This is a genomic window from Xenorhabdus japonica (genome assembly GCF_900115195.1).
GTDB classification, from domain to species: Bacteria; Pseudomonadota; Gammaproteobacteria; order Enterobacterales; family Enterobacteriaceae; genus Xenorhabdus; species Xenorhabdus japonica.
Genome location: NZ_FOVO01000002.1, coordinates 100,085 through 124,154, shown reverse-complemented (window position 1 = coordinate 124,154; position 24,070 = coordinate 100,085). Strand labels below are relative to the sequence as shown.

Sequence of the window (24,070 nt, the reverse complement as noted above, 5' to 3'; positions counted from 1 at the left end):
ATTTTCAGTACAGCTAATTTATAATATCAATAAAGCCCGCATGGAATCACTCCACCTATTAAATGGGTGGAGTGATAAATGCCATGTTATTTCAGCGCTCTTTCCATCAGGAATTCTCGCAACGTTGAGAAATCAGCGGGTAAAAAGTGAGATAACAAAGCTAAATCAGCTCGATCTGCCAACTCTACAGGTAATGGCAGCGGCTGACCGAGGGTTGTCTCGACACTTTCCTTGAATTTGGCTGGATGGGCAGTGCCCAAGAACAAGCCATATTCTCCTTCCTGCAATTGATCACGTAAGACACGATAAGCGATGGCAGCATGTGGTTCGGAAATATAGCCTTTTGCCGCTAGTTCGCGCATGGTGCTTTGAGTAGTCGCATCATCCACAACTCCGTTAGCCAGTTCACTCAGTTCCCAGCCTTTGCGTTTGAACAGTTCTTCAATGCGCGGCCAGTTATTGGGCTGACTGACATCCATTGCATTGGACAGCGTCGGGATAGTCTGATGCGGCATCCAACTACCTTCTGCTAAATAACGGGGAACGGTGTCATTGACATTGGTTGCCGCAACAAAACGTTTTACCGGTAGTCCCAGCGATTTTGCCAGTAGTCCCGCGGTCAAATTACCGAAATTGCCACTTGGAACGGAAATGACTAACTGCTCACGTTTTTTTACAGGGATCTGCGCAACTGCTTCAAAGTAATAACAGATTTGTGCCAGTAGGCGGCTGATATTAATTGAGTTGGCTGAATTGAGATGCAAGGCTTGTTTCAATTCTTCGTCATCAAAAGCCTGTTTGACCAAGGCCTGACAAGCGTCGAAATCCCCTTTGATAGCAACTGTATGGATATTGCCACCTAAAGTACAAAAGAGTTTTTCTTGCAACGGGCTGATTTTGCCTTCGGGATAGAGGATCACAACCTGTACGTTATCTAAGCCATAGAAAGCATGGGCAACTGCGGCACCGGTATCACCGGATGTTGCTGTCAAAATAGTAACGGGCTTTTCTCCCGCGATCTGAGCAAGAATTTGAGCCATGAAACGACCGCCAAAGTCTTTGAAAGCTAGCGTTGGACCGTGATAAAGCTCCAGTGAAGCGATATCATCTTCGACAGCAGTGATGGGAGCAGGGAAAGCAAAAGCGTTCTTCACTCGGTCTGCCAATTGCTCTGCGGGAATTTCATCGCCAATAAAGGCGGAGAGAATGCGTTGGCTGCGGCTGACAAAATCCAATTTCAATAAGTCGTCAATCTCATTACGGCTGAATTCTGGTAAATCCTGCGGAAAAAAGAGGCCTTGTCGCTTACCCAACCCTTGTTTTACTGCTTGTGAAAAACTAACCTGCTCACTGCTGTCTTTTAAGTTATATAATTTCATGGTTACTTTACCTGTCGTGCGCCTGCGAGATCCAGATGGCAAATATGAACAAAGCCTTCATCATTCTGTACGTAATTTTGTTGCAGCCATTGTGAGACTTCTTCTGCTACAGCCATTTCATTACAAATGGCAAAGAGGGTTGGGCCTGAACCTGAAATGCTGCACACCAGTGCCCCTAACTTTTTGACCACATCACGTGCGTTGGTAAATCCTGGTAAGAGTTGTGTGCGATAAGGCTCCGCGACAACATCTTTCATTAATTTGGCAGCCAGTTCTGGTTGTTGGGTATGACAAGCGTGAATAAAACCAGCAAAATGACGTCCATGCTCAATGATGTCATTGCGGACATAATGTTTTGGTAGGATCGCACGGGCTTCTGATGTCGATACTTTGATGCCGGGATAAGCCATTACCCACAACCAATCATCAAACGCGGGAACCGACAGGCAGGTAGTATCTTCCTGGGATAAAATTAATTGTAGCCCTCCTAAATAGCAGGGGGCGACGTTATCATAATGAACACTACCGGAAATGCGTCCTTCTAATTCTCCCATCATGTCCAGCAACTGGTTTTGGTTAAATGGGCGGCCTACATACTCATTCAATGCCACTAAGCCAGCAACTACAGAACAGGCACTAGAGCCTAATCCCGAACCAATCGGCATATTTTTCTCTAATGTCATGGTAACGGGCAATTTTTTCCCCAGCCGTTGACAAAAAAGTTGCCAGCATTGGTAGACAATATTTTCTTTGGGATCAGTAGGTAACTTGCCGACAAATTGTCCTTCATTATTCAGACTGAAACTTTCAGCTTCACTTATGGAGACACAATCTCCAAGCAACGAGCCATCAACGGGAGAAACCGCTGCGCCAAGCACATCAAATCCGACGCCAACATTCCCGATTGAGGCAGGCGCATAAACCCTGACAACCATTAAACCCCCAATTTCCATGATAGAGTGCGTAATATATCAGCAAAAACTCCTGCTGCCGTTACATCATTCCCTGCGCCATAACCACGTAATACCAGTGGGATAGGTTGATAATAACGGGTATAGAAAGCCAGCGCATTTTCGCCATTCTTGACTTTATAAAGTGGATCGTTGCCATCAACAGAGACCATTTTCACTGTACAACGACCATGTTCAATCAAGCCAACATAACGTAAAACTTTCCCTTGTTCAGCGGCATCTCCCGCACGTTGGCTGAATTCCTGATCCAATTGTGACAAACGTTGCAGGAAGCTGCCAACATCGCCATTGGCATCGAACGATGCTGGTAAAACTGGTTCAACATGGATATCTTCCAGTTCCAGTTCATAGCCCGCCTCTCTCGCCAAAATCAGTAGTTTTCGGGCAACATCCATGCCTGAGAGATCATCCCGTGGATCGGGTTCAGTAAAGCCTTTCTCTTTTGCCAGCATGGTTGCTTGTGAAAGCGTCATACCTTCATCCAGCATGCCGAAGATATAGGACAGAGAACCAGACAGGATGCCACTGAATTGCACTAATTCATCACCGGCATTAAGCAGATTCTGTAAGTTTTCGATAACAGGCAATCCAGCCCCTACGTTGGTGTCATACAGGAATTTGCGCTTTGATTTTTCTGCCGCCTGACGGATTTGGCGGTAATAAGCCATCGACAAAGTATTGGCTTTTTTGTTCGGTGTGACAACGTTAAAGCCGTCGCCGAGGAAGCTGGCATATTGTTCCGCAATCGACTGATTAGAAGTGCAGTCTACAATGACCGGATTCAGGAGATGGTACTCCTTTTCAAGACGGATCAGACGACTCAGGCTGAAAGGCTCAGTTGCTTCTGAGAGTGCTTGTTGCCAGTTATCCAAACAGATACCTTGCATATCAGTCAGCAAAGCGCGGGAGTTGGCTATACCACAGACGCGCAGTTCGATGTGTTTCTGCTTGAGCCAGATTTGTTGACGGCGTATTTGCTCGATTAAAGCACTGCCCACACCCCCTACACCGACAACAAAGACTTCAACAACTTGAGCGGTGTTAAACAGCATTTGGTGGCAGAGTCGGACAGCCGTAGTTGCTGCATCATTTTCAATTACAGCGGAAATGGAACGCTCGGAAGAGCCTTGCGCAATAGCAATGATGTTGATGTTGGCGCGTGTCAAGGCGGAGAAAAAACGGGCTGAAATTCCTCTCTGGGTACGCATGCCATCTCCAACGACTGAGATGATGGCAAGATTATTCATAACGTCAATGGGATCAAGTATGCCATCTTTCAATTCCAGATAAAACTCTCCTGTCAGCGCCTTTTGCGCTTTCAGCAACTCTTTTTGCGGCACGCAGAAACTGATGCTGTATTCTGACGAAGATTGTGTAATCAACACAACGGAAATGCCTTCACGAGACATCACGGAAAATATCCGTGCCGCCATCCCGACCATGCCTTTCAATCCGGGGCCGGAGACATTGATCATTGCCATGTGATTCAGGTTGGTAATGCCCTTGATCGGTATGTTCTCATCATTTTTCCCATTACCAATGAAAGTTCCGGGAGCATCAGGATTAGCGGTGTTTTTTATCAGACAAGGGATTTGAAATTGGGCAATAGGGGCGATGGTACGGGGATGAAGAACTTTCGCACCAAAATAAGATAATTCCATTGCTTCTTGGTATGATAGGCTTCTCAGCAAGCGTGCATCTTTAACCGCCCTTGGATCACAAGTGTAAATACCGTCTACATCAGTCCAGATTTCGCAACAATCTGCTCGCAGGCAAGCTGCCAGTACTGCGGCCGAATAGTCAGAGCCATTGCGTCCTAGCACGACCAATTCGCCATTTTCATTACCCGCAGTGAAGCCAGCCATCAGAATGATGTGGTCAGCAGGAATGTTAAGTTCAGCAATTCGTTTGGAAGATTCATGGATATCGATGGTGGATTCGAGACAATACCCGTGTGCCAAAAGGTTTTTGACGGGATCAATGACAGTCACTTTATAGCCACGAGCCTGTAATACTGCTTCCATGATGGCAATCGATAGTTTTTCACCACGACAGATCAGGGAGGCATTAATACTATCTGGACATTGTTTTAACAAGAAAATGCCGTGCAGAATCTGCTTAAGGCTGGCCAGTTCACGCTCTACTATCCCTTTCAGACGCTCATAATCAAACCCTGCTTGTTGCTCTTTTAACCCTAATAACAAATCAGTAAAGATTTGGGTGGCATCGCTCATATTGGAAACAATGTCTTGCCCTGCAATCGTTTTTTCAATCATTGCCACCAGATGGTTAGTGATTTTTGCCGGTGCAGAGAGTACTAAGGCAACTTGCCCAAGGGATAACTCATTCTCGGCGATATCTGCGACACTCAGTACACGCTGGTGATTTGCAACTGAGGTTCCCCCAAATTTCAATACTCTCATTAACATTCTTCTCCTGATTTTCTGCCAAAAAAAAGCCCGTATCTTGTGGGATACGGGCTTATTGTTATTTTATGTGTATGTGTCAGCCCGCACCGCAACTCATGGTTCTGGTGGTAATCGTGGTGGTTGTCGTGGCGTTTATAAGAGCCATTTTTTTCGGGCTGATATGGTGCATAGTTTCCTGTCTGTCTTTTGATTCGTTTAACCCTATATTGGGTAAATTAAATTGTGGTCAATGTCAAATATTTTTTAGGATGGAAGAAGAGAAAGTCGTCATTTTTTGTATCGTAATTATTCAATACATAACAAAATTAACAAACCATTATCTGGTTAATTGCTTTTTTAATAAAATTTAATTTTGAAAAAAAACATATTTTTTAATTATTTAATCTTTATGATAAAAACGTGCTGTCTGGGTGTTTTAATACTGAGCCAATCTCTTTAAGCACTCACGACAACCCGATGGTAATTAACATGCTAATAACAAATTACCCAGATAAAAATTAACAATTATAATTAATGTTAACATGCTACAATTGGTTTTGATATGTATCAACAAAAGTTAGTTTTTTTATAAGGCAAACGCATTACTAGCTGTTATATTGCTGTTAATAGATTAATATGGTGCCTTGTTTAAATCGGGTTTTTTCAGGTATGTACCCTCCCGCAAAGCGACGCTGGCTTTTAGCATAAAACATATCAAAATATTTATTTTGGGCATAAGCTGGTTTTTTGTGACTCAGAACAAAATCAGCATATTTTCTTTTCATAATAACAGCTTGTGTCACACAGATTCTGTTTTTTAGCGATTTTAGGTAGCAACCATGCAAACTCCGCACATTTTGATTGTTGAAGATGAAATTGTCACACGCAATACTCTTAAAAGCATTTTTGAAGCTGAAGGGTATATCGTTTATGAAGCCACTGACGGTTCAGAAATGCACAACATTCTGTCAGATAACGCTATCAATTTAGTGATTATGGATATCAACCTACCAGGTAAAAACGGATTATTGCTTGCCCGTGAATTACGCGAGCAGGCAAATGTCGCCTTGATGTTTTTAACAGGCCGTGACAATGAAGTGGACAAAATCCTTGGTCTCGAAATCGGTGCTGATGACTATATAACCAAGCCATTTAACCCGCGTGAGTTAACCATCCGTGCGCGGAATTTGCTTTTGCGGACAATGAATCTGAATCATTCAGGTGAAGAACGTCGTCAAGTTGAAAGTTATAAGTTCAGTGGGTGGGAACTGGATATCAATAGCCGTTCTTTGGTTAGCCCAATGGGAGATCAGTACAAACTGCCGCGTAGTGAATTCCGCGCGATGCTTCATTTCTGTGAAAATCCAGGAAAAATCCAGACCCGTGCTGAGTTGTTGAAAAAAATGACCGGTCGTGAACTGAAGCCTCACGATCGTACTGTTGATGTCACTATTCGCCGTATTCGTAAACATTTTGAGTCGACACCAGATACCCCAGAAATCATTGTGACCATCCACGGTGAAGGTTACCGTTTCTGTGGTGTGTTAGAAGACTAATTGATACCTATTCGATACTTCTTTAGAGGTGTTATTTTTTATAGGTAGATAACTTTACAGGTACATAATCGTTTGATGATGTAGCTTATTTGTCAAAAAGCCCTGTATGTCTTATGACATCAGGGCTTTTTGGATAGTGTTTGCTTCAATGATCTATTCACTTTTTCCATGGCATAATTGGCACGGCACTGATCGCATTTTTAGGAGATCCATTGATTATTTTGTCAGAATAGGTCAAGTAAATCAGAGAATTGCGATTTTTATCATAGAAGCGTACAACCTGTAATTTTTTAAATACCAAAGAAGTACGTTTCTGGAAGACGACTTGTCCTTGCTGGGTGGATTCCTTTATTTTATCGGCTAACTCAATCGGACCAACTTGTTGGCAGGATATGGCCGCATCAGATGTATCTTCTGCCAATCCTAATCCTCCCTTAATTCCTCCGGTCTTGGCTCTGCTCAAATAGCAGGTGACATTTTTAACGTCAGGATCATCAAAGGCTTCTATTACTATTTTATTATCAGGTCCCAAAATTTTGAACGCCGTGTTAACCGAACCGATCTCTTCAGCATGTAGAATCACAGGAGAAAAGAGTAAGGCTGCCGCTACTGCTACTTTCTTTATTGTTCCCATATTTAGTCCATTTGAATTAAATAAATACAGTGAAAATATCTATCATTCACATATAATGTAAATTAATAGTTTCAATCAAGCTATTTTCACTGTGAATGCATTTGTAGTGAAAACATCTGCGGTGAAAAACCGTGGCATTATAGCTGAATATGCACCAAGACGAGCGATCAATGGCTTTTAAATCTATTTCGTTGACGATTTGTTCTCCGTTTAAGACGCTAAAATAGGCGGCATTTCAAGCAAAAAGCTGCGGCATTGGTACCAGAGCGACATTCAACACGTCAATAGTGATTTTTTCTTATATTCCATGCTATTGATTTATTTGCCAAGACAATACTTGACATAGTATCAAGTCTATTGGTACTCATGAAATAAATATTAGTTAGTGATAGTAAGATTTATCAATCAATTGATTTTTGTCTTAATGACTTAGGGATATGTATGGATCAAACCAATATCATTCGAGACTTGCTACATTGGGTAAATAATAATCTGGATCGTCCATTGTCCCTTGATAATGTTGCAGCAAAAGCGGGTTACTCCAAATGGCACTTACAGCGTATGTTCAAGGATATAACAGGTCAGGCAATCGGTTCTTATATCCGCGCGAGAAGATTATCCAGAGCTGCCGTTGCATTACGTTTAACCAGCCGTCCTATTTTGGACATTGCCTTGCAATATCGCTTTGATTCTCAGCAAACTTTCACTAGAGCTTTCAAGAAACAATTTGACCGAACGCCAGCATCCTATCGTCGAAGCGAAGAGTGGTGCGCAAAGGGAATATGCCCTCCTATCTTGCTGGATAACAAACCCCTGCCAAAGCACAAATATGTCACATTAGAAGAGAAGCCGCTTATCGGTACTGAGCACACTTGTAGCTATATGCTTGAGCAGTGGTCAGAAGCTTGCAAGAATATGCGCCATGATTTCTGGATTAAATACCTACAGGATGCAGAGGTATTACCACCGAGGCTTTATGGATTACACCATACTACTCTCAGTATGGAGCATGAAGATGAACAGACTGTATTCTATACCACGGCCATAGAGCCAGAATATGCGACCTTTGATACTAAAGAAAGTCATCCTGTTGTCTTGCCGGGTGGGGATTATATTTCATTCAGTTATTTTGGTGATAAAGAACAGTTACAAGAATTCCTCTTTACCATTTATGGTGTCTGTCTGCCAACACTAAACATCACTCGCAGAAAGGGGTACGATGTCGAGCGATATTACCTCACTAACCTTGAATGGAAAAATCTTGAGGATGAGTCCCAAAATCATGTTGTTGAATTTGAGTATCTCATCCCAATTGAGCGTTAACCTTGTAATTCATCCAGGGCGGGCATATCCAGATGCGTGATATCGCCCGTTGTCTCAACTATCCAACCTGAAGCCAGCCATGGGCTATTCTGATAATCCACGCGCGAGATGGAACAGTTTCTTAATCGCAGGCGGCGCTCTGAATTAGCAGGAAGACCTAGAATAGAACAGATCAAACTGACGAGTGCCATTCCATGACTTATCAACAGTGGACGGCTGCCGACAGGCAGATTGAGGCAGTCTTCCAGTGAGGCGCGCATACGGGCAGATACCTCATGCATCGATTCACCTTCTGGGATCCGTCCATTTGGTGTACCATCGACAAGACTTTTGCGCCAAGACTCTTCTTCAGGTGTGAGGGAACTTAGTTCGCGATTTTCCAGAACGCCCATATGTAACTCTCGCAGGCGTGGTTCCAGTATGACGTCGCAGCCACAGGCTTTAGCGATGATTTCTGCTGTTTGGCGTGTCCGGCCAAGGTCACTGGTGATAACATGGGTAATGTTTTCTGATTTAACTCTTTGCGCGACCAAGTGAGCTTGGCGCCGCCCAATTTCAGTCAAAGGACTGTCAGATTGCCCCTGAATACGATGAGCCACGTTCCATTCGGTTTCGCCATGACGAACAAGATAGACCTGTAACATAGTTATTTTCCGTTATACTGCATCATGAAATAATTCAAAGGATAATTTATTTATATGTACCACGTTATTGCAGCAACAACTAACCCTGCGAAGATAAAAGCGATTAGCCTTGCATTCGATGATGTTTTTGGCCCGGACTCTTACCACATAGAAGATGTCAATGTAGACAGCAGCGTACCTCAACAACCTATTGGTAATACTGAAACCCGCACAGGTGCTCGTCATCGAGTTATGGCTGCTCGGCAAGTCCGGCCAGAAGCTGATTTCTGGGTTGGGGTTGAAGCAGGAATTGAAGGTGACATGACGTTTGCCTGGATGGTCGTTGAGTATAAACAAATTCGGGGAGAATCGCGTTCCGCTAGCCTGATGTTGCCTGAAAAAGTCTTGGAAGGCATTCGTCAAGGACGCGAACTTGGCCATGAAATGGCAGGTGTAGCTGGCATTGATAATATCAAGCAGAAAGGTGGTGCGATCGGCTTCTTCACCAACGGTATTCTTACGCGTACCAGCGTTTATCATCAAGCCCTGATACTGGCTCTTGTGCCTATCCATCATGAAGTTTACAAAGAGTTAAATAACCAATCTTAACGGTGCGTCTACCTAACGCCAACTGTATATAATTACGCGATATGTAATAAAATAGCTATTTGGGGGCACGATTGGATGGCCCCCACCGAATGACTTCAACCGTTATTTTATAGTGGCTATTTTCAATCAGTTAATAACTGCGTCTCCAGCCATTTTTTAACATGATCTGGTGCATTTTTTAAGCTATTGGAACCACGCGTAATTGTTGCAATGCCTACACCCAACTCATTTTTCAGTTCACGTTGGCTCATTTGCCCACACATCAATTCCTGAATGATTCTCACCCGAGTTGATAAAGCAGTGCGTTCATCAGGAGTCAATAATAGCTGCAAAATAGAATGTTGCAAATTTTGTTCAAATGCGGTTTGTAACAGTCCGACAAAAGCGAGCCAGTCATCGCCATCTTCAGGGGAAAGTGCAGGATCAATCAAATGATTAGGTGTCATAATTAACTGCCATACTATTTAACTAGTATGGCAGCATATCATATTATATCTTTTAAATTAATAACGTCTTTGCCATTCTTCATCAGTCAGCACGTTAGTCATTTTCCCCATAAGATGATTGTAGAACATATCGTAGGCAAGAACGTTTTTGACATAGTTACGTGTTTCAGGAAAAGGAATGCTCTCAATAAAGGCGATTGGATCGATGTTCCCTGAGGTATTAGCCAACCAACGATCAACATTTGCAGAGCCAGCATTATAAGCAGCACTGGCAAGAATCCGGTTATTACCAAAACGCTGGTAGACTGAGTCTAGGTAAGCCGTACCAATTTTAATGTTCGTAATAGGGTTCATTAATTGACTGCTGCTGACATAACCCTGAATTTTCTTACTCTTTACCGTATATTCGGCGGTTTTTGGCATGATCTGCATTAACCCGCTGGCTCCTTTGGAAGAACGCGCTTGTGGATTCCATGCACTTTCCTGACGGGCAATTGCCATTGCATAACTCTGGGAAATACTTTTATCTGATGTGAAGTTTGCAAATTCGTTTTTCCACGCTAGCGGGAAACGTTCTTCGAGATGATTCCACATTTTTCCCACAATGGTTGCCTGTACACTGAATGCTGACCACTGTTGCTCAAACGCATAACGAGCTAACTGCTTCTGTTTCACGCGATTTTGCGAAGAAACCAAGCTAATCCATTCTGAGCGTGCTCGGTCATCCATATTCCAATACAGTAACTCGCGGATACGCTTAATTTCCGGCATATTGGTAAGGGAGCTATCGGGCTTCTCTATTTTATTGATGATTAGAGGATAGGACATATTTAATTTTAGGGCTGACGCCATAGGATAAAAACCACGATACCTGGTCAGTTTACGTAATATGGTATTGGCTTCAGTGGTTTTTCCCTGATTGAGCAGAATCATGGCACTCCAATATTGCCATTCATCTTGTTGCAATGTTTTTGGGGGCATCAACGCAATCCATTTTTCAAGCCCAGGATGCCCCATATACTGTAATGTCAAGCGAGTACGTCGTTCAAGCAACTCGATTGAATGTGAATGGAGAATGGTATCGTCCCGCCATTTTGCCAGTTCTGGCGTAACGTTTTTCATCAATTGCCATGCGACGTTATCTTTTAATTGCTGTCGCTCGGCATCATTCATCTTTTGTGAGCGGACAAGTATCGGGATACTTTCTATGGCACGTTCAGCATTTATGCGGGCAAACCGGGGAAAGACTGTCACGATAACCGAGCGGGTAAAATCGGTTGGAGTTGATGTTGTGGCGAATTGTTCAATAAATTCAGGATCATGTTGCAGCTTTATCAAACTTGCTCCCAGGCGCTGATAATCCAATGGCAAGCGCTTGGCAATATAGGTAACCAACGTGGCATCATTGGCTTTCATTGCCAATTGGATACGCTGCAAAATTAAATTTGTAGAGAGGTATCCAGCTTGCTCCCAGGCATTGAATAGTTTATTGCAGTCATCAGGCAGTGAATTGCCGTTTAGCCAAATTTCTTGTGCTCCTTTCCAGGCGACTTGCTGGTGTCCTGTTGCCCATTGTGCAAAGTAATAATTGCAGCGTCCTTTAATTGCACTTGGAGGGCTGGAATTGAATGCCAGGATGCCGTTCCAGTCACCATTATTGGCCAGTATATTGATAAATTGCGGAGTTAGTGAACGCGCTAATGGCAGAGTAGGGTAAGTATTAATAAAGTGGTGTATTTGCTCAGGAGTTGCAATTGCCAAATTCTGAGATAATTGGTGATGTTCAAGATAAGGGTACAGCGGGTAATTTTTCAGTGTTGGCATCAACCGTGCCACTTCCACCATATTTTTTGCGTTCCATGCCTGTTGTATTTCTTTATATCGCTGACGTTGAGCATACAGAGAATCAGCATGTGCCGCTCCCGCAACAACAGAAACCATACTTACAGCCATAACGAAATGCTGCCACTTATTCATTGCCAGATACTCCTCCAGAAGACTACTATCAGTGTCCCAATACCCAGTGCCCAAATGCTATGTAATTATAATCATATTATTGATACAAGTTATTACAATTGGCGAAGACAGAACGGAACGCATTGGAATAGTGTTATTTGATAAGAGCAGCGGCAAGCCTGTTTGTTTTCCATTCCGTAGCGAATACAATCAACAGGCTGGAATAGCGATACTGTCCATAAACAGAAGTTCCACATTCAGATGATCTTTACCGTTTGCGGTCACGGAGTACCTAACTTTATCTCTAATTAGGTGGTGACATGATACGTAAAAACACGATACGTAAAATTTAGGGTAAAATACGCCCTTCAAGTCCTATAAATGCAAACAATTTTAAAAATTTCCTGATTAATTAAAAGGTAAAATACATTGGCTCAATATGTTTATAGTATGCATCGGGTGGGTAAAATTGTGCCCCCGAAAAGGCATATTCTGAAAAATATTTCTCTGAGTTTTTTCCCTGGAGCAAAAATCGGTGTTCTCGGCTTGAATGGTGCGGGTAAATCTACCTTGCTGCGCATCATGGCGGGTATTGATAAAGATATTGAGGGCGAAGCTCGCCCACAACCGGGCATTAAAATCGGCTATCTACCGCAGGAACCTAAACTTAATCCTGAACATACCGTTCGTGAAGCAGTGGAAGAAGCTGTTAGCGAAGTTAAAAATGCCCTGACTCGCCTTGATGAAGTCTATGCCGCTTATGCTGAGCCGGAGGCGGATTTTGATAAGCTGGCAAAAGAGCAAGGTGAGCTGGAAGCGATAATCCAATCTCATGACGGGCACAATCTGGAAAACCAGCTTGAGCGAGCGGCTGATGCCCTGCGCCTGCCTGCATGGGATGCTAAGATTGAACATCTGTCCGGTGGTGAGCGTCGTCGTGTAGCGATTTGTCGCCTGTTACTGGAAAAACCAGACATGCTGTTACTTGACGAACCGACTAACCACCTTGATGCTGAATCTGTCGCATGGTTAGAACGCTTCCTGCATGATTACGAAGGCACTGTGGTTGCGATTACCCACGATCGTTATTTCCTTGATAACGTTGCTGGCTGGATCTTGGAGCTTGATCGTGGTGAAGGCATTCCATGGGAAGGCAACTACTCCTCATGGCTGGAACAAAAAGATGCTCGTCTGGCACAGGAAGTAGCATCAGAAGCGGCTCGCCGTAAATCCATTGAGAAAGAACTTGAGTGGGTTCGCCAAAATCCGAAAGGACGTCAGGCAAAAGGCAAGGCACGTCTGGCTCGCTTTGAAGAACTTAATAACGTCGACTACCAGAAGCGCAATGAAACCAGTGAATTGTTCATTCCACCTGGCCCACGTTTGGGGGACAAGGTACTGGAAGTCACCAATCTGACCAAATCTTACAATGATCGCGTTCTGATCGACAACTTGAATTTCTCCCTGCCGAAAGGGGCGATTGTTGGGATCATCGGCCCGAATGGTGCCGGTAAATCAACTCTGTTCCGTATGTTATCCGGTCAAGAGCAGCCAGATTCTGGTTCGATTACATTGGGTGAAACTGTTAAATTGGCGTCTGTTGATCAGTTCCGCGATAACATGGATGACAGCAAAACCGTTTGGGAAGAGGTTTCAGGCGGTCAAGACATTATGCGCATTGGCAACTTTGAAATTCCAAGCCGTGCCTATGTTGGCCGTTTTAACTTCAAAGGCGTAGATCAAGGCAAGCGTGTTGGCGAATTGTCTGGTGGTGAGCGTGGTCGTCTGCATTTATCCAAACTGCTGCAAGTTGGCGGCAACATGTTGCTGCTTGACGAACCAACCAACGATTTGGACATTGAAACTCTACGCGCTTTGGAAAACGCCCTGCTGGAATTCCCGGGCTGTGCGATGGTTATTTCCCATGACCGTTGGTTCCTTGACCGTATCGCGACACACATTATTGATTATCAGGATGAAGGTAAAGTTTCCTTCTTTGAAGGGAACTTTAGTGAATACGAAGATTACAAGAAGCGAACTATGGGGGCTGAAGCACTGGAGCCTCACCGCATCAAATATAAAAAGATCAGCAAGTAAGTCTGATAGCAAGTAAATTTGCTGAGTAGTAAATTTGATGTATAGAAAAACGGCCTGATATCAGGCCGTTTTTTATTGATAGTCACTAAATTATTGCATTACTACGTTACTGCACTAAAACTCGTTGTTCCATAACGGACTCATAAGTTTTAACAGCCTTTCCCCTTGCCAAAGTGATAACGCTACTTGCATGCTGCATCAGGCGTTTATCTTGGGAGGCAATGACAACTGTGCCTTTTTGTTCATGTGCAATAAATTTACAGATATTAATGAACGTCTGAAATGCCTGATGATCTAAATTGCGTGTTGGGTCATCTGCAAATAAATATTCAGGTCTTCTAACTATGGCTTTCGCCATTGCAGCCAGCTGTTTCTCGTTTTCAGACAGTTCCCCTGGATAATAACGGCTCTTATCACCTAATTTCACAACATCCAACGATTTCTGCGCGATTCTTTCTGCTTGTTCGCGAGAAAGCGATAGTCCATAAGACGTTGATAATAACAAGTTATCTAATAGCGTAAGTTCACTAAATAGGTTGAAATCTTGGAAAATAAACCCACTATTTTCACTATGAAACTTTCCTAATTCTACATCATTCATTAGTTTCAGCTTGTTATTATTAATTAATACATCTCCTTGATCTGGTTGTAACATACCCGACGCAATCGACAATATTGTACGGTTAGTCGATGCCTTCGGCCCTGTTATCAAAGTAATTTCACCTGGTATAATAGAAAATGTGATATCTGAAATCATTTCATGATTAACTGTAGTACCAGTTAAACCATATGAAATATTGATAACCTCAATCGATTTAAATTGATTTAAGTTCATATTCTCAACACAATTAGGTTAAAAGATTAAAGCTTTTTCCTTAACATATGCTGTCTAAATCCATTCGTAATAACATTAATATATTCATGGTATTGTATGAATAAAAATAGTCTATATGTGAAACATCTTCACCAAGGATATGCTCATCTTATGTCAATTATTATTTACAATGACTATCTAATAAATGAGATGTTTCTTAGTATTAGAATAAAAAATCAAGAATATTAATAAATTATGCTTAAGACAATGATTAAATCAAATAAAAATAGCATAAATTCTTCTACTTTTATTCCACTTTGATAATAAGGAAAAAGTCATTTTATATTCCGTTAATGTTTTAAAGCTACTTCTCATTACCTCCGTTATTGATAAAAACACCTAGAATATTTGTGGAATTGTTAATGACTAATAAATTTTATATAAATAAATCAATAGACCTGTTCATTAAATGACTTATTTCTCTGTAATTCAAGTCAAAACAGTAAAATTAAAGTATCAAAAAATATTATTATCACAATTTATTTTATTACTATTGTGAAAATAACTAAAGTTAACATTTAATTAAATGTTAAAATGGTATGAATACAAGGTGATAAAGATTGTAGTGAATAATAAGTCACTATCAATTAATCATGATAATAATATAAGAGTAATCTATTTTATATATAAAATTTAGTTACTCCATTAACATTTGTTGAACTAGTTCAACACAACGTAGAAAACGCTGATCATAATCCGGTGAGTTGACGCAGACATAATCGATATTATTTTTCTTCAACAAATCCTCAAGTAAATGTTGAAATTCTTTACGGTCTTGTTCGCTGCCTAAACTTCTTAAACCATCGGCAACCCACGGAGTATTGTTTTCTAAAAAGATAACTAAATCAAAGCGATACTTATCAATCATTGCCTGAACAAAAGAGTGTTCTTTTCCTTCATAGTATTTGCAAAATGCCTGTGTTGTCACGAAATCAGTATCAATAAATGCAACTTTATTAGCATATTTAACGGAAAAATCAATGTATTGAGCATGACCTAATGCAATTTTATCATAATCTGAGTATTGCAAGGCCATTTCGTCTCCCCCAAGATGGGAAAATACGTATTCACGTCCATATTCCCATGCGCTGGTAGTGTTAAACATATTGGCGAGTTTATTCACTAATGTCGATTTCCCGCTGGATTCACCACCAAGAATAGCAACTTTGCGTACAAAGAATGGCTTCACTTCTGTAGGGATATATTCCCAATAACGGAAAGGAGCCTGGCGAATTTGGCTACCGCTAATATTCATGAATGAGCGTTGTGGATCGATAAGTACGGTTTCAATGCCGAAGTACTCTTTATAGCGAGAAACATCCTGTGATTCACTGGAATAGATATATTCAGGATTGATACTTTTTGTTGCCAGAAACGATTTAACACCTTTACTCCATGCTTCCCAGCCGTTTGGATATGGCTCCATTCCTTGTTCATCAAATGCATAAATATGAATATTCTTCTGATACTTGAATGTTTGCAGTAACCATCTCAGGCGGTCACTTACAGTAGGCTGCTGAGACATTGAACTATTAATGAATAACTCACAATCACGCACTTTGTCATAACAAAGCACAACGTGTAATTCATCAACTTGACTGGATGCTCGTTGAATCAAATAAATGTGTCCAGTATGTAATGGGTAAAATTTACCAAACACAACTCCAGTTGTTTTCTTTTCCATGGGATACGCCAGTCCTAGGTATTGATGAAGAGAAGCCAGCTTCTGCGCGCTAGGACTCTTTATCTTGTCGTTAATAAGTTGGCTTAGATAGCCTTTTGTCATTCCGCTGGCATCAGCAACTTGCTGTAACGTGTAACCTGCCTGTTTGATCGCCTCTTTTAAATAGTCAAATTGCCCCATAAAACCCCCTTTTTTTGTTTAGTATACTAAACAAGGTAGCATGCTTATTATGAAAGGTAAAAACAAAATTGGTTGTTTATTGATGCTTTGGGGTTAAATTCTGTAATTTTAACTACTATTGGTATTTAAAATTGTATAATCAGGTATATATATAAAATAAAATAACCAAATACTAAATTTTTGGTTTATCCATAAAGTGGATAATAATGGTATTTGTTGAATTTTTATTGGATAGATTGATTGTCTTTATTCGATGTATAAGTATTTACATAACCATTTTTGGTTTAAATTTAGCCAATGATTTTTGATCAATAAATAATGACGCTTAGTAAGAATAGAAAAATTTAAATAATGTGATGTTTAATAGCTTGATTTTTTATTTAATAAGAATGAATAAAAATACTTCTCTGAAATTTTATTAGATTATATCCTTAAATTAAGAATATTCTGAATTTTTCATTTTTGAATAATATTTTTTAAAATTTAAATCGATAAATAAAGAGTGTTAATTAAATTAAATCCCTCATTTGTTATGTGACGGCAGGCAGAAAATATTCTCGTTAATTAGGAAAAATACCTAAATCGCTTCCCAATAGATTTCAAGTATTAACTTGAAATCTATTGGGGGTATAGATCCAGAAGAAATAAAAAAATTTTCTTAATCTAGATCATCTAGAATAGATAAGGCATCGGCCAATTTTTTGACTCCAAATACTTTCATATCAGGCAGTGATTTTTTCGGCATGTTGGCATAAGGAACAATAGCTCGTTTAAAACCGTGTTTAGCTGCTTCTGAAATGCGTTCTTGTCCACTGGGAACGGGGCGTATTTCACCTGCCAACCCCACTTCACCAAAGACCACCAGATCATGGGGCAGAGGTCGATTACGAAAACTGGAAACTAAAGAGAGCAATAACGCCAGATCAGCACTTGTTTCCGTGACTTTTACCCCGCCAACAACGTTCACAAAAACATCTTGGTCAGCCATTTGCAGGCCGCCGTGTCGATGCAAAACTGCGAGTAGAATAGCCAGCCTGTTTTGTTCAAGCCCTACTGCTACACGGCGTGGATTTGACATCATGGAGTGATCGACTAATGCCTGAATTTCAACAAGTAAAGGGCGAGTACCTTCCCAGACAATCATGACCGAACTACCCGAGGTAATTTCATCACCACGACTCAGGAAAATGGCGGAAGGGTTGCTCACTTCCCTTAATCCCTGTTCAGTCATAGCGAACACGCCCAGCTCATTAACGGCACCGAAGCGGTTTTTATGACTGCGTAGAGTACGGAAACGGGAATCAGCTTCACCATCCAACATAACGGAGCAGTCTATACAGTGTTCGAGTACCTTGGGGCCAGCCAAAGAGCCATCTTTTGTCACATGCCCAACCATGATTATGGCTACACCCCGCGTTTTGGCAAACCGTGTCAGGTAGGCTGCGGTTTCCCTTACCTGAGCAACACTGCCTGGTGACGATTGAATATCAGCCATGTGCATGACCTGAATTGAATCAATCACCATGAGTTTGGGCTGCTCTTGCTCTGCAATCAGACAAATTTGTTCAATGCTGGTTTCCGATAGCATGTTGAGTTGATCTGTCGGCAAACCCAGCCGATGTGCTCGCATCGCCACCTGCTGCAATGATTCTTCCCCTGTCACATACAGGGTTTTCATCTGAGCTGATAATTGGCACATGGTTTGTAAAAGCAGGGTACTTTTCCCTGCTCCGGGATTACCACCAATCAAAATGGCACTGCCGGGAACCACACCGCCGCCGAGAACACGGTCAAACTCTTTAAACTCGGTTGAAAAGCGGGGCAGTTCTTCCAGACTGATATCAGAGAGTTTTTGTACCTTACTGATACCAGTATCCCCCGCATAACCGCTGAAACGCTCATTACGGGATGATGAAGCTGCGGCCAAACGTACTTCCGTAATAGTATTCCATGCGTGGCACGCAGTACATTGCCCCTGCCAACGGGGATAATCCGCACCACACTCGTTACAGACAAATGCCCGCTTTGCTGCTTTTGCCACTTCGTTCTCCCTCAATATAATGATTTTTGCCTGTTGGCATTAACGTTCTTCGTGTTTTAAACCACCGCTCAACACACACAGAACGCCCATTAAATCTGCATGGCGGATAGCAACTTTGGCTTGGGCATAAACTTTTGGCTTGGCGTGATAGGCTATTCCTAATCCTGCCTTACGGATCATTTTCAGATCATTGGCTCCATCTCCAATGGCGACGGTTTGACTCAGAGGAATATCCAGAGTTTTTGCCAATCTTATCAACGTGGTTGCCTTGTATTTCGCATCAACAATCGGGCCTTTAACCTTACCGGTTAGCTTGCCATCTTTTACTTCCAGTTGATTGGCGACTGCGTCAAAAAGACGCAGTTGTTGGCGAAGATTATCGGCAAAGAAAGTGAAGCCGCCGGAGGCAATTGCGACGTGCCAATCCAATGATTGTAACTTGCGAACAAGGCTGGTTAGCCCCGGCATGAGAGGAAGAGTTTCCATCACTTGTTGCAAGATGGATGCGTTGGCACCTGCTAACTGGGCAACTCGCTCGCGCAGACTTTCTGAAAAATCCAGTTCGCCTTGCATCGCCCGCTCGGTGATTTCCGCTACCTTATCGCCAACACCTGCCAGACGGGCAATCTCATCAATACACTCAATTTGTATAGCGGTGGAATCCATATCCATCACCAATAAACCGGGGGAGCGAAGACGCGGGATCTGCCCCAATGGAACGACATCCAAACGGCACTCATCAGCCAGTCGTTTAATGCGAGGAGAAAGGCTACCGGCAATGCGGACAACCTGATAATCATCAATTCGCCACGAAGAAACCACTACAATGGCTGCTCCGAGCCGATGCTGAAAATCACTGATACGCTGTTTATTCAAACCACGTCCATACAGCAACCAGCCGCTATCTCCTGCTCTATAATCCAGTGGCATGACTTCATCGCCGCTGAGGGACAAGGGTAATCCGGGCCATTTATGAATCTCATCCGGTAAGTAACGATAGGCCAGATTATTCGACATGAACATAGTCTCCTGTAATTCCATATAATTTGGTGGAGGCAAAAAATGCTTTTCAAACTATTCTATTTTCAAACTATCCTATCAATACTACATCTGGCAACATGTGCTTTATGAGTATGGAATAAAATAACGATGATAAAAGCAAAACTAAAACTTAGACTGCACAAGACAGCGATTATATTAATATGTATAGCACTGTTAGTTCTGCTGATGCAGGGAGTTTCCTATTTCAGCCGTTCTCAACAATTGGTTCCGATGGATCAGTTTGAAGATCTGGCGAAAACTTTGGCAAAACAGGTTGCATTCAGCTTGTCTGATGATATGGGGAATGATAGCCAGGATATTAATAACAAAAAGATTGTAGCTAGTTTAGATTACTTGACTAGCTACAGCCGCATTTTAGATGCCGCCGTTTATCTGGAGAACGGAACGCAGATAGCACAAAGTGGTGAACCTATTTCTGTTAGTGAACGATTATTGTTGAAAGGTAAAAAATCCAGTGGCTATTTCAACCAACAAATCGTAGTACCCATACAGGGAAAAGATCGCCCAAAAGGTTTTCTTCGTCTGACATTGGATACTCATCAATTGGCAACTGAGGCTAAGCAGGTCGATAACACGACTAACTTACTTAGGATAATGCTCCTGCTATCTTTGGCGATTGGATTTATTCTGGCTCACACCTTACTGAAACTATCCCCTAGTCGCTGGCAGCAGTCTCCCTATCTGCTGACCGCCAATACTAAGCCTTCCGATGAAGTACATGACCTGAACCCTGTTGAAAAACAGAATTCAGGTTAAGTATTAAAACTGATTGTAAGTATCGGGATTTGGCCCTATCCGCTTGCCAATATCCAACTCAGCCATAGCTGTCAGGTCTTCTTTTTCCAGTCTGAAATCAAATACATCGAAATTTTCTTTAATACGGGAAGGAGTAACAGATTTAGGAATAACAATCATTCCACATTCAAGATGCCAGCGAATCACAATTTGCGCTGGAGTTTTACCGTATTTAAGCACCAGGCGTTCAACCAGTGGAGAATTAAAAACACCTTTTCCGCCTCGTGATAACGGGCTCCAAGACTCGGTTGTAATATGATGGGTGGCGTTCCATGAGTGAAGTTGCCGCTGTTGGAATAAGGGATGCAATTCAATTTGATTGATTACGGGAACCACGCCAGTTTCCAACATTATTTTTTGCAAGTGCTCGATATGAAAATTACACACACCAATACTGCGAGTTAGGCCAGCTTCTTTCAGTTCAATCAGTTGTTCCCAGGCATCAACATAATGATCTTGTTCAGGCACAGGCCACTGAATGAGATAGAGATCAACATAATCTAGCTGTAGTTTGTCCAGACTTTCTTGTAATGCCGCACTAGCATCCAGATGGCGATTATTCCAAAGTTTGGTGGTAATGAAGATTTCTTCGCGTGGGATATCAGTTTCCTTCAAGGCTTTCCCTACACCTTCCTCGTTATGAAAAATCGCTGCCGTATCAATGGAGCGATAACCGACTTCTAACGCGGTATGGATAGACTTAACAACCTGCTCATTACTCGCTTTCCAAACCCCAAGCCCCAATTGTGGCATGTGATTTTCATCAACGAGTTTAATAATTGTCTGCTGACCCATTCTGACCTCCTTCTTTGCCGAAAATGATTTTAGTGGGTGTGTGCAGTGTGAAGTTTTGCATAATCATTGCCCCTTACTAACAGAACCATGTAAGTTTTTGGCTGTACCAGAGAATCTATTTTTATGTTTCGATATTGGTTTATGAAGTTGTCCATCCCATTCAGGGAACGTCATTCAGCATGTTAAATTTGGGCAGAACCAAACAGTTGGTAATCACGCTGCCTGTTGGAATGGACTCTAGTTGTTCGGATTTTGTACTGATAACCTAGTAAATTGATAGTCTAGTAAATAGCCTGGTAAATAGAAAAATAGTGGTTTTGCGATCGCGTCAAAACGACAAGTACGTTAAAGCGGTAAGCATATTACTTGTTCTTCTTTAATGCTCCTTTCTTATGACGCCAATACATCAGCAGAGAAGCAGACAACCCGCTGATCAGTAGAATGACGGGCAAGATCATCAAGATATTCATGACCAGATCCTGATGTGCTTTGATGAAAGGAATTTGGTTCAAGATGTAGCCAAATCCCACAATAATAATGACCCATAAAAAGCCACTTAACCAGTTAAAAAATTGAAAGCGTTTATTATTTAGGCCAGAAATCCCGGCAAACGTTGGCAGAAGAGTACGAACAAATGCTAAAAAGCGTCCGATAAGCAGGGCAGACAGTCCGTGTTTGGAAAATAACACATTGGCACGTTGACGATATTGAAGAGGAAGCTGAGCCAGCCAGTTTTTGACAATGTGAGTATGACCGAGCCATCGCCCCTGCAAATAACCCAGCCAACAACCCAGACTTGCTGCGATGGTCAGCAGAACTATCGTGGGGATGAAACTCATGACACCCTTGGCAATTAAGGCACCGGAAAGCACCAACAAAGTATCGCCGGGTAAAAAGGCGGCTGGCAGTAGCCCGTTTTCCAATACGAGCGTGATAAAGAGGACGCCATAAATAACCCAGATGACATCCGGATTGGCAAGTTGGTTAAAATCATGATGCCAGAGTGCATGTACGATCTCGCTTAACGTATCCATTGTTTATCCTGTGATTTTTGCGAGTAAAATAATTAACAAACGATCTATACCCAATGGATTTCAAAGTACATCGCGGCAGCAAGGGAGCGAATCCCCGGGAGCATAGATAACTATGTGGCCGGGGAGAGTGAGCGCAGCCAACAAAGAGGCAACTTGAAAGACGAAGGGTATGTCCCAGTGTACCGCAAAATGATGGGATGGGAGGTGATTTGATTCAGCCCCTTACGATAAGCGATGAACAATGAATAAAATTGCCATGATTTAACCGTCTTGGGCTGTTAGAGCCTTCATTAAGGCTCTCTTGACGTTAACGAATCGCCAAACGAGCAAAGCCCGCTTCCAAATCGTCAATCAAATCCTGTGGATTTTCCAGCCCAATATGGAGGCGGAATAAGGTGCCGGTTTTCTGTGGCGAGTGGTACTGACGTAGTTGCTTAAGCATTTCCGGCTGAATTCCCAAAATCAATGATTCAAAACCTCCCCACGAAAAGGCCATCTTAAAATGGCTCAGATTATCGAGATAATCAGCGAATTGTTCAGGTGTCAGCTGAGTATGCAAAATAAAAGAAAATAGCCCGCTGGAACCGGTGAAATCACGCTGAAAGTACTGATGTCCTGAGCAAGAAGGTAAAGCAGGGTGATAGACCTCAGCAACTTCCGGTCGCTGTGCGAGCCACTTTGCAATTTTGATACTGTTTTCTTCGTGCTGTTTTAAACGGATTGCTAATGTGCGCAGCCCTCGGTTTGCCATGTATACCGTATCGGGATCGGCAATTTGCCCTAGCAAGTAAGATCTTTCTCTGAGCTGCTCCCAACATCGTGCATTGGCGACTGCTGTACCCAGCATTCCGTCTGAATGACCAATAATGTATTTTGTGGCGGATTGAACGGAAATATCAATGCCAAATTCAAGGGCTTTAAACAGTACCCCAGCCGCCCATGTGTTATCGATAATAATCACAATTTCAGGATTAACTTGTCGAGCCGCACACACGATGGCGGGAATATCTTGAACTTCCATCGTCAGGGAACCGGGTGATTCAAGAAAGAGAACTCTGGTATTGGGTTGAATCAGCGAAACAATATTTTCTCCGATCATTGGATCAACATAATCGGTGGAAATCCCCATTTTTTTCAGAAAGTGATCGCAAAATTCCTGCGTGGGTTCATAAGCAGTACCTGTCATTAGAACATGATCACCCGTTTCTACGAATGCCAAAATCGAATGGGTAATTGCTGCCGCCCCGGAAGGGTATAGGGCACAGCCTGCGCCGCCTTCCAGCTCTGCCATTGCATCTTGAAAGGCAAAATGTGTCAGTGTGCCACGGCGTCCATAGAATAATTCACCTTTGGTACGGTTCTTCGAGGCTTGCTTTAAATCTTCAACAGTATCGAAAATGACAGATGAAGTACGTTGAATAAGGGGATTGACGGCGCTCTGCGTAAATTTTTTTTGTCTCCCTGCACTGACCAATAAGGTTTCTAGCTTTTTTTCTGTCATGGCGTCGTTCCCCAAGTTAATTTCCTGCTTATGATTTCAATAAAATTGTTCAAATAATGATTAGCAAGTTAAAAGATTTAGGACGGTTTTGCCAAAAGGATT

General features: G+C 42.3%; 20 protein-coding genes and 1 other annotated feature. Of the genes, 5 read left to right on the top strand and 15 right to left on the bottom strand.

The features are described from left to right. Window positions 1–86 precede the first annotated feature (86 nt). The 4 genes from thrC to BM135_RS16840 all read right to left on the bottom strand — a co-directional run bounded on the left by thrC (window position 87) and on the right by BM135_RS16840 (window position 5,543). Window positions 87–1,379, bottom strand: a complete 1,293-nt coding sequence (gene thrC, locus BM135_RS01535; protein ID WP_092517169.1) for a threonine synthase — start codon at window positions 1,377–1,379, stop codon at window positions 87–89. A gap of 2 nt (window positions 1,380–1,381) precedes the next feature. After that, window positions 1,382–2,332, bottom strand: coding sequence for a homoserine kinase (gene thrB / locus BM135_RS01530; RefSeq protein WP_092517167.1), 951 nt, complete (start codon window positions 2,330–2,332; stop codon window positions 1,382–1,384). Continuing rightward, a complete protein-coding gene (thrA, locus tag BM135_RS01525) occupies window positions 2,314–4,773 on the bottom strand; it encodes a bifunctional aspartate kinase/homoserine dehydrogenase I (protein WP_092517165.1) in 2,460 nt (819 codons plus the stop codon). The genes thrB and thrA overlap by 19 nt, the downstream gene beginning before the upstream one ends. Window positions 4,774–4,798: 25 nt before the next feature. Next, window positions 4,799–4,915, bottom strand: a sequence feature (Thr leader region). A gap of 466 nt (window positions 4,916–5,381) precedes the next feature. After that, a complete protein-coding gene (locus BM135_RS16840) occupies window positions 5,382–5,543 on the bottom strand; it encodes a hypothetical protein (protein ID WP_175485882.1) in 162 nt (53 codons plus the stop codon). A gap of 54 nt (window positions 5,544–5,597) precedes the next feature. On the opposite strand from BM135_RS16840, the gene arcA reads away from it, so the two are divergent. Beyond that, complete coding sequence (arcA, locus tag BM135_RS01515; protein ID WP_092517161.1) at window positions 5,598–6,314, top strand: two-component system response regulator ArcA; 717 nt, start codon at window positions 5,598–5,600, stop codon at window positions 6,312–6,314. Window positions 6,315–6,471: 157 nt separating this feature from the next. Here the strand turns inward: arcA and creA are convergent, their stop codons facing one another. Continuing rightward, window positions 6,472–6,948 carry a protein CreA gene (creA, locus tag BM135_RS01510; RefSeq protein WP_092517159.1) on the bottom strand — a complete coding sequence of 159 codons (477 nt, stop codon included), beginning with the start codon at window positions 6,946–6,948 and terminating at the stop codon, window positions 6,472–6,474. A 441-nt stretch (window positions 6,949–7,389) separates the two neighbouring features. On the opposite strand from creA, the gene robA reads away from it, so the two are divergent. Then, a complete protein-coding gene (gene robA, locus BM135_RS01505; RefSeq protein ID WP_092517157.1) occupies window positions 7,390–8,271 on the top strand; it encodes an MDR efflux pump AcrAB transcriptional activator RobA in 882 nt (293 codons plus the stop codon). Here the strand turns inward: robA and gpmB are convergent. Next, on the bottom strand, window positions 8,268–8,915 hold the full coding sequence (gene gpmB, locus BM135_RS01500) for a 2,3-diphosphoglycerate-dependent phosphoglycerate mutase GpmB (RefSeq protein WP_092517155.1): 648 nt from the start codon (window positions 8,913–8,915) through the stop codon (window positions 8,268–8,270). The two genes, robA and gpmB, sit on opposite strands and share 4 nt — an antisense overlap. Window positions 8,916–8,969: 54 nt before the next feature. Here gpmB and yjjX point away from each other — a divergent pair, with 54 nt between their 5' ends. Then, window positions 8,970–9,503: an inosine/xanthosine triphosphatase gene (gene yjjX / locus BM135_RS01495; RefSeq protein ID WP_092517154.1), complete on the top strand. Its 534-nt coding sequence runs from the start codon at window positions 8,970–8,972 to the stop codon at window positions 9,501–9,503. Window positions 9,504–9,625: 122 nt separating this feature from the next. Here the strand turns inward: yjjX and trpR are convergent, their stop codons facing one another. Both trpR and sltY read right to left on the bottom strand, forming a co-directional pair. After that, entirely contained in the window at window positions 9,626–9,949 is a 324-nt protein-coding gene (trpR, locus tag BM135_RS01490; protein ID WP_092517152.1) for a trp operon repressor, read from the bottom strand. A 57-nt stretch (window positions 9,950–10,006) separates the two neighbouring features. Then, a complete protein-coding gene (sltY, locus tag BM135_RS01485; protein ID WP_092517151.1) occupies window positions 10,007–11,926 on the bottom strand; it encodes a murein transglycosylase in 1,920 nt (639 codons plus the stop codon). Window positions 11,927–12,334: 408 nt separating this feature from the next. Between sltY and ettA the strand changes: the two genes are divergently transcribed. Further along, window positions 12,335–14,002 (top strand): energy-dependent translational throttle protein EttA, encoded by a 1,668-nt coding sequence (gene ettA, locus BM135_RS01480; RefSeq protein ID WP_092517149.1) that lies wholly within the window; start codon window positions 12,335–12,337, stop codon window positions 14,000–14,002. Between the two features lie 106 nt (window positions 14,003–14,108). Here ettA and BM135_RS01475 read toward each other — a convergent pair whose 3' ends face one another. From BM135_RS01475 to serB, 4 genes are all read right to left on the bottom strand, one after another. After that, the gene (locus tag BM135_RS01475) at window positions 14,109–14,837 is read right to left on the bottom strand and encodes an ATP-binding cassette domain-containing protein (protein WP_092517147.1); all 729 of its coding nucleotides are present in this window, start codon (window positions 14,835–14,837) and stop codon (window positions 14,109–14,111) included. 676 nt (window positions 14,838–15,513) lie between these two features. Continuing rightward, the gene (gene nadR, locus BM135_RS01470; protein WP_092517145.1) at window positions 15,514–16,740 is read right to left on the bottom strand and encodes a multifunctional transcriptional regulator/nicotinamide-nucleotide adenylyltransferase/ribosylnicotinamide kinase NadR; all 1,227 of its coding nucleotides are present in this window, start codon (window positions 16,738–16,740) and stop codon (window positions 15,514–15,516) included. A 658-nt stretch (window positions 16,741–17,398) separates the two neighbouring features. Continuing rightward, a complete protein-coding gene (radA, locus tag BM135_RS01465) occupies window positions 17,399–18,781 on the bottom strand; it encodes a DNA repair protein RadA (RefSeq protein WP_092517144.1) in 1,383 nt (460 codons plus the stop codon). A gap of 39 nt (window positions 18,782–18,820) precedes the next feature. Beyond that, complete coding sequence (gene serB / locus BM135_RS01460; RefSeq protein WP_092517142.1) at window positions 18,821–19,798, bottom strand: phosphoserine phosphatase; 978 nt, start codon at window positions 19,796–19,798, stop codon at window positions 18,821–18,823. 132 nt (window positions 19,799–19,930) lie between these two features. Here serB and BM135_RS01455 point away from each other — a divergent pair, with 132 nt between their 5' ends. Then, window positions 19,931–20,599 (top strand): YtjB family periplasmic protein, encoded by a 669-nt coding sequence (locus BM135_RS01455; RefSeq protein WP_092517140.1) that lies wholly within the window; start codon window positions 19,931–19,933, stop codon window positions 20,597–20,599. 3 nt (window positions 20,600–20,602) lie between these two features. On the opposite strand, the gene dkgA is transcribed toward BM135_RS01455, so the two are convergent. The 3 genes from dkgA to metC form a co-directional block, all read right to left on the bottom strand. Next, window positions 20,603–21,433, bottom strand: coding sequence for a 2,5-didehydrogluconate reductase DkgA (gene dkgA / locus BM135_RS01450; RefSeq protein ID WP_092517138.1), 831 nt, complete (start codon window positions 21,431–21,433; stop codon window positions 20,603–20,605). Between the two features lie 362 nt (window positions 21,434–21,795). Continuing rightward, window positions 21,796–22,467 (bottom strand): DedA family protein, encoded by a 672-nt coding sequence (locus BM135_RS01445; RefSeq protein WP_092517137.1) that lies wholly within the window; start codon window positions 22,465–22,467, stop codon window positions 21,796–21,798. A 307-nt stretch (window positions 22,468–22,774) separates the two neighbouring features. Next, a complete protein-coding gene (gene metC / locus BM135_RS01440) occupies window positions 22,775–23,968 on the bottom strand; it encodes a cystathionine beta-lyase (RefSeq protein WP_092517135.1) in 1,194 nt (397 codons plus the stop codon). Window positions 23,969–24,070 lie beyond the last annotated feature (102 nt).

Excerpts from the sequence above, each read along its gene's own strand:
- thrC (WP_092517169.1), bottom strand. The coding sequence starts at position 1,379 with ATGAAATTATATAACTTAAAAGACAGCAGTGAGCAGGTTAGTTTTTCA.
- thrB (WP_092517167.1), bottom strand. The coding sequence starts at position 2,332 with ATGGAAATTGGGGGTTTAATGGTTGTCAGGGTTTATGCGCCTGCCTCA.
- thrA (WP_092517165.1), bottom strand. The coding sequence starts at position 4,773 with ATGAGAGTATTGAAATTTGGGGGAACCTCAGTTGCAAATCACCAGCGT.
- BM135_RS16840 (WP_175485882.1), bottom strand. The coding sequence starts at position 5,543 with ATGAAAAGAAAATATGCTGATTTTGTTCTGAGTCACAAAAAACCAGCT.
- arcA (WP_092517161.1), top strand. The coding sequence starts at position 5,598 with ATGCAAACTCCGCACATTTTGATTGTTGAAGATGAAATTGTCACACGC.
- creA (WP_092517159.1), bottom strand. The coding sequence starts at position 6,948 with ATGGGAACAATAAAGAAAGTAGCAGTAGCGGCAGCCTTACTCTTTTCT.
- robA (WP_092517157.1), top strand. The coding sequence starts at position 7,390 with ATGGATCAAACCAATATCATTCGAGACTTGCTACATTGGGTAAATAAT.
- gpmB (WP_092517155.1), bottom strand. The coding sequence starts at position 8,915 with ATGTTACAGGTCTATCTTGTTCGTCATGGCGAAACCGAATGGAACGTG.
- yjjX (WP_092517154.1), top strand. The coding sequence starts at position 8,970 with ATGTACCACGTTATTGCAGCAACAACTAACCCTGCGAAGATAAAAGCG.
- trpR (WP_092517152.1), bottom strand. The coding sequence starts at position 9,949 with ATGACACCTAATCATTTGATTGATCCTGCACTTTCCCCTGAAGATGGC.
- sltY (WP_092517151.1), bottom strand. The coding sequence starts at position 11,926 with ATGAATAAGTGGCAGCATTTCGTTATGGCTGTAAGTATGGTTTCTGTT.
- BM135_RS01475 (WP_092517147.1), bottom strand. The coding sequence starts at position 14,837 with ATGAACTTAAATCAATTTAAATCGATTGAGGTTATCAATATTTCATAT.
- nadR (WP_092517145.1), bottom strand. The coding sequence starts at position 16,740 with ATGGGGCAATTTGACTATTTAAAAGAGGCGATCAAACAGGCAGGTTAC.
- serB (WP_092517142.1), bottom strand. The coding sequence starts at position 19,798 with ATGTCGAATAATCTGGCCTATCGTTACTTACCGGATGAGATTCATAAA.
- BM135_RS01455 (WP_092517140.1), top strand. The coding sequence starts at position 19,931 with ATGATAAAAGCAAAACTAAAACTTAGACTGCACAAGACAGCGATTATA.
- dkgA (WP_092517138.1), bottom strand. The coding sequence starts at position 21,433 with ATGGGTCAGCAGACAATTATTAAACTCGTTGATGAAAATCACATGCCA.
- BM135_RS01445 (WP_092517137.1), bottom strand. The coding sequence starts at position 22,467 with ATGGATACGTTAAGCGAGATCGTACATGCACTCTGGCATCATGATTTT.
- metC (WP_092517135.1), bottom strand. The coding sequence starts at position 23,968 with ATGACAGAAAAAAAGCTAGAAACCTTATTGGTCAGTGCAGGGAGACAA.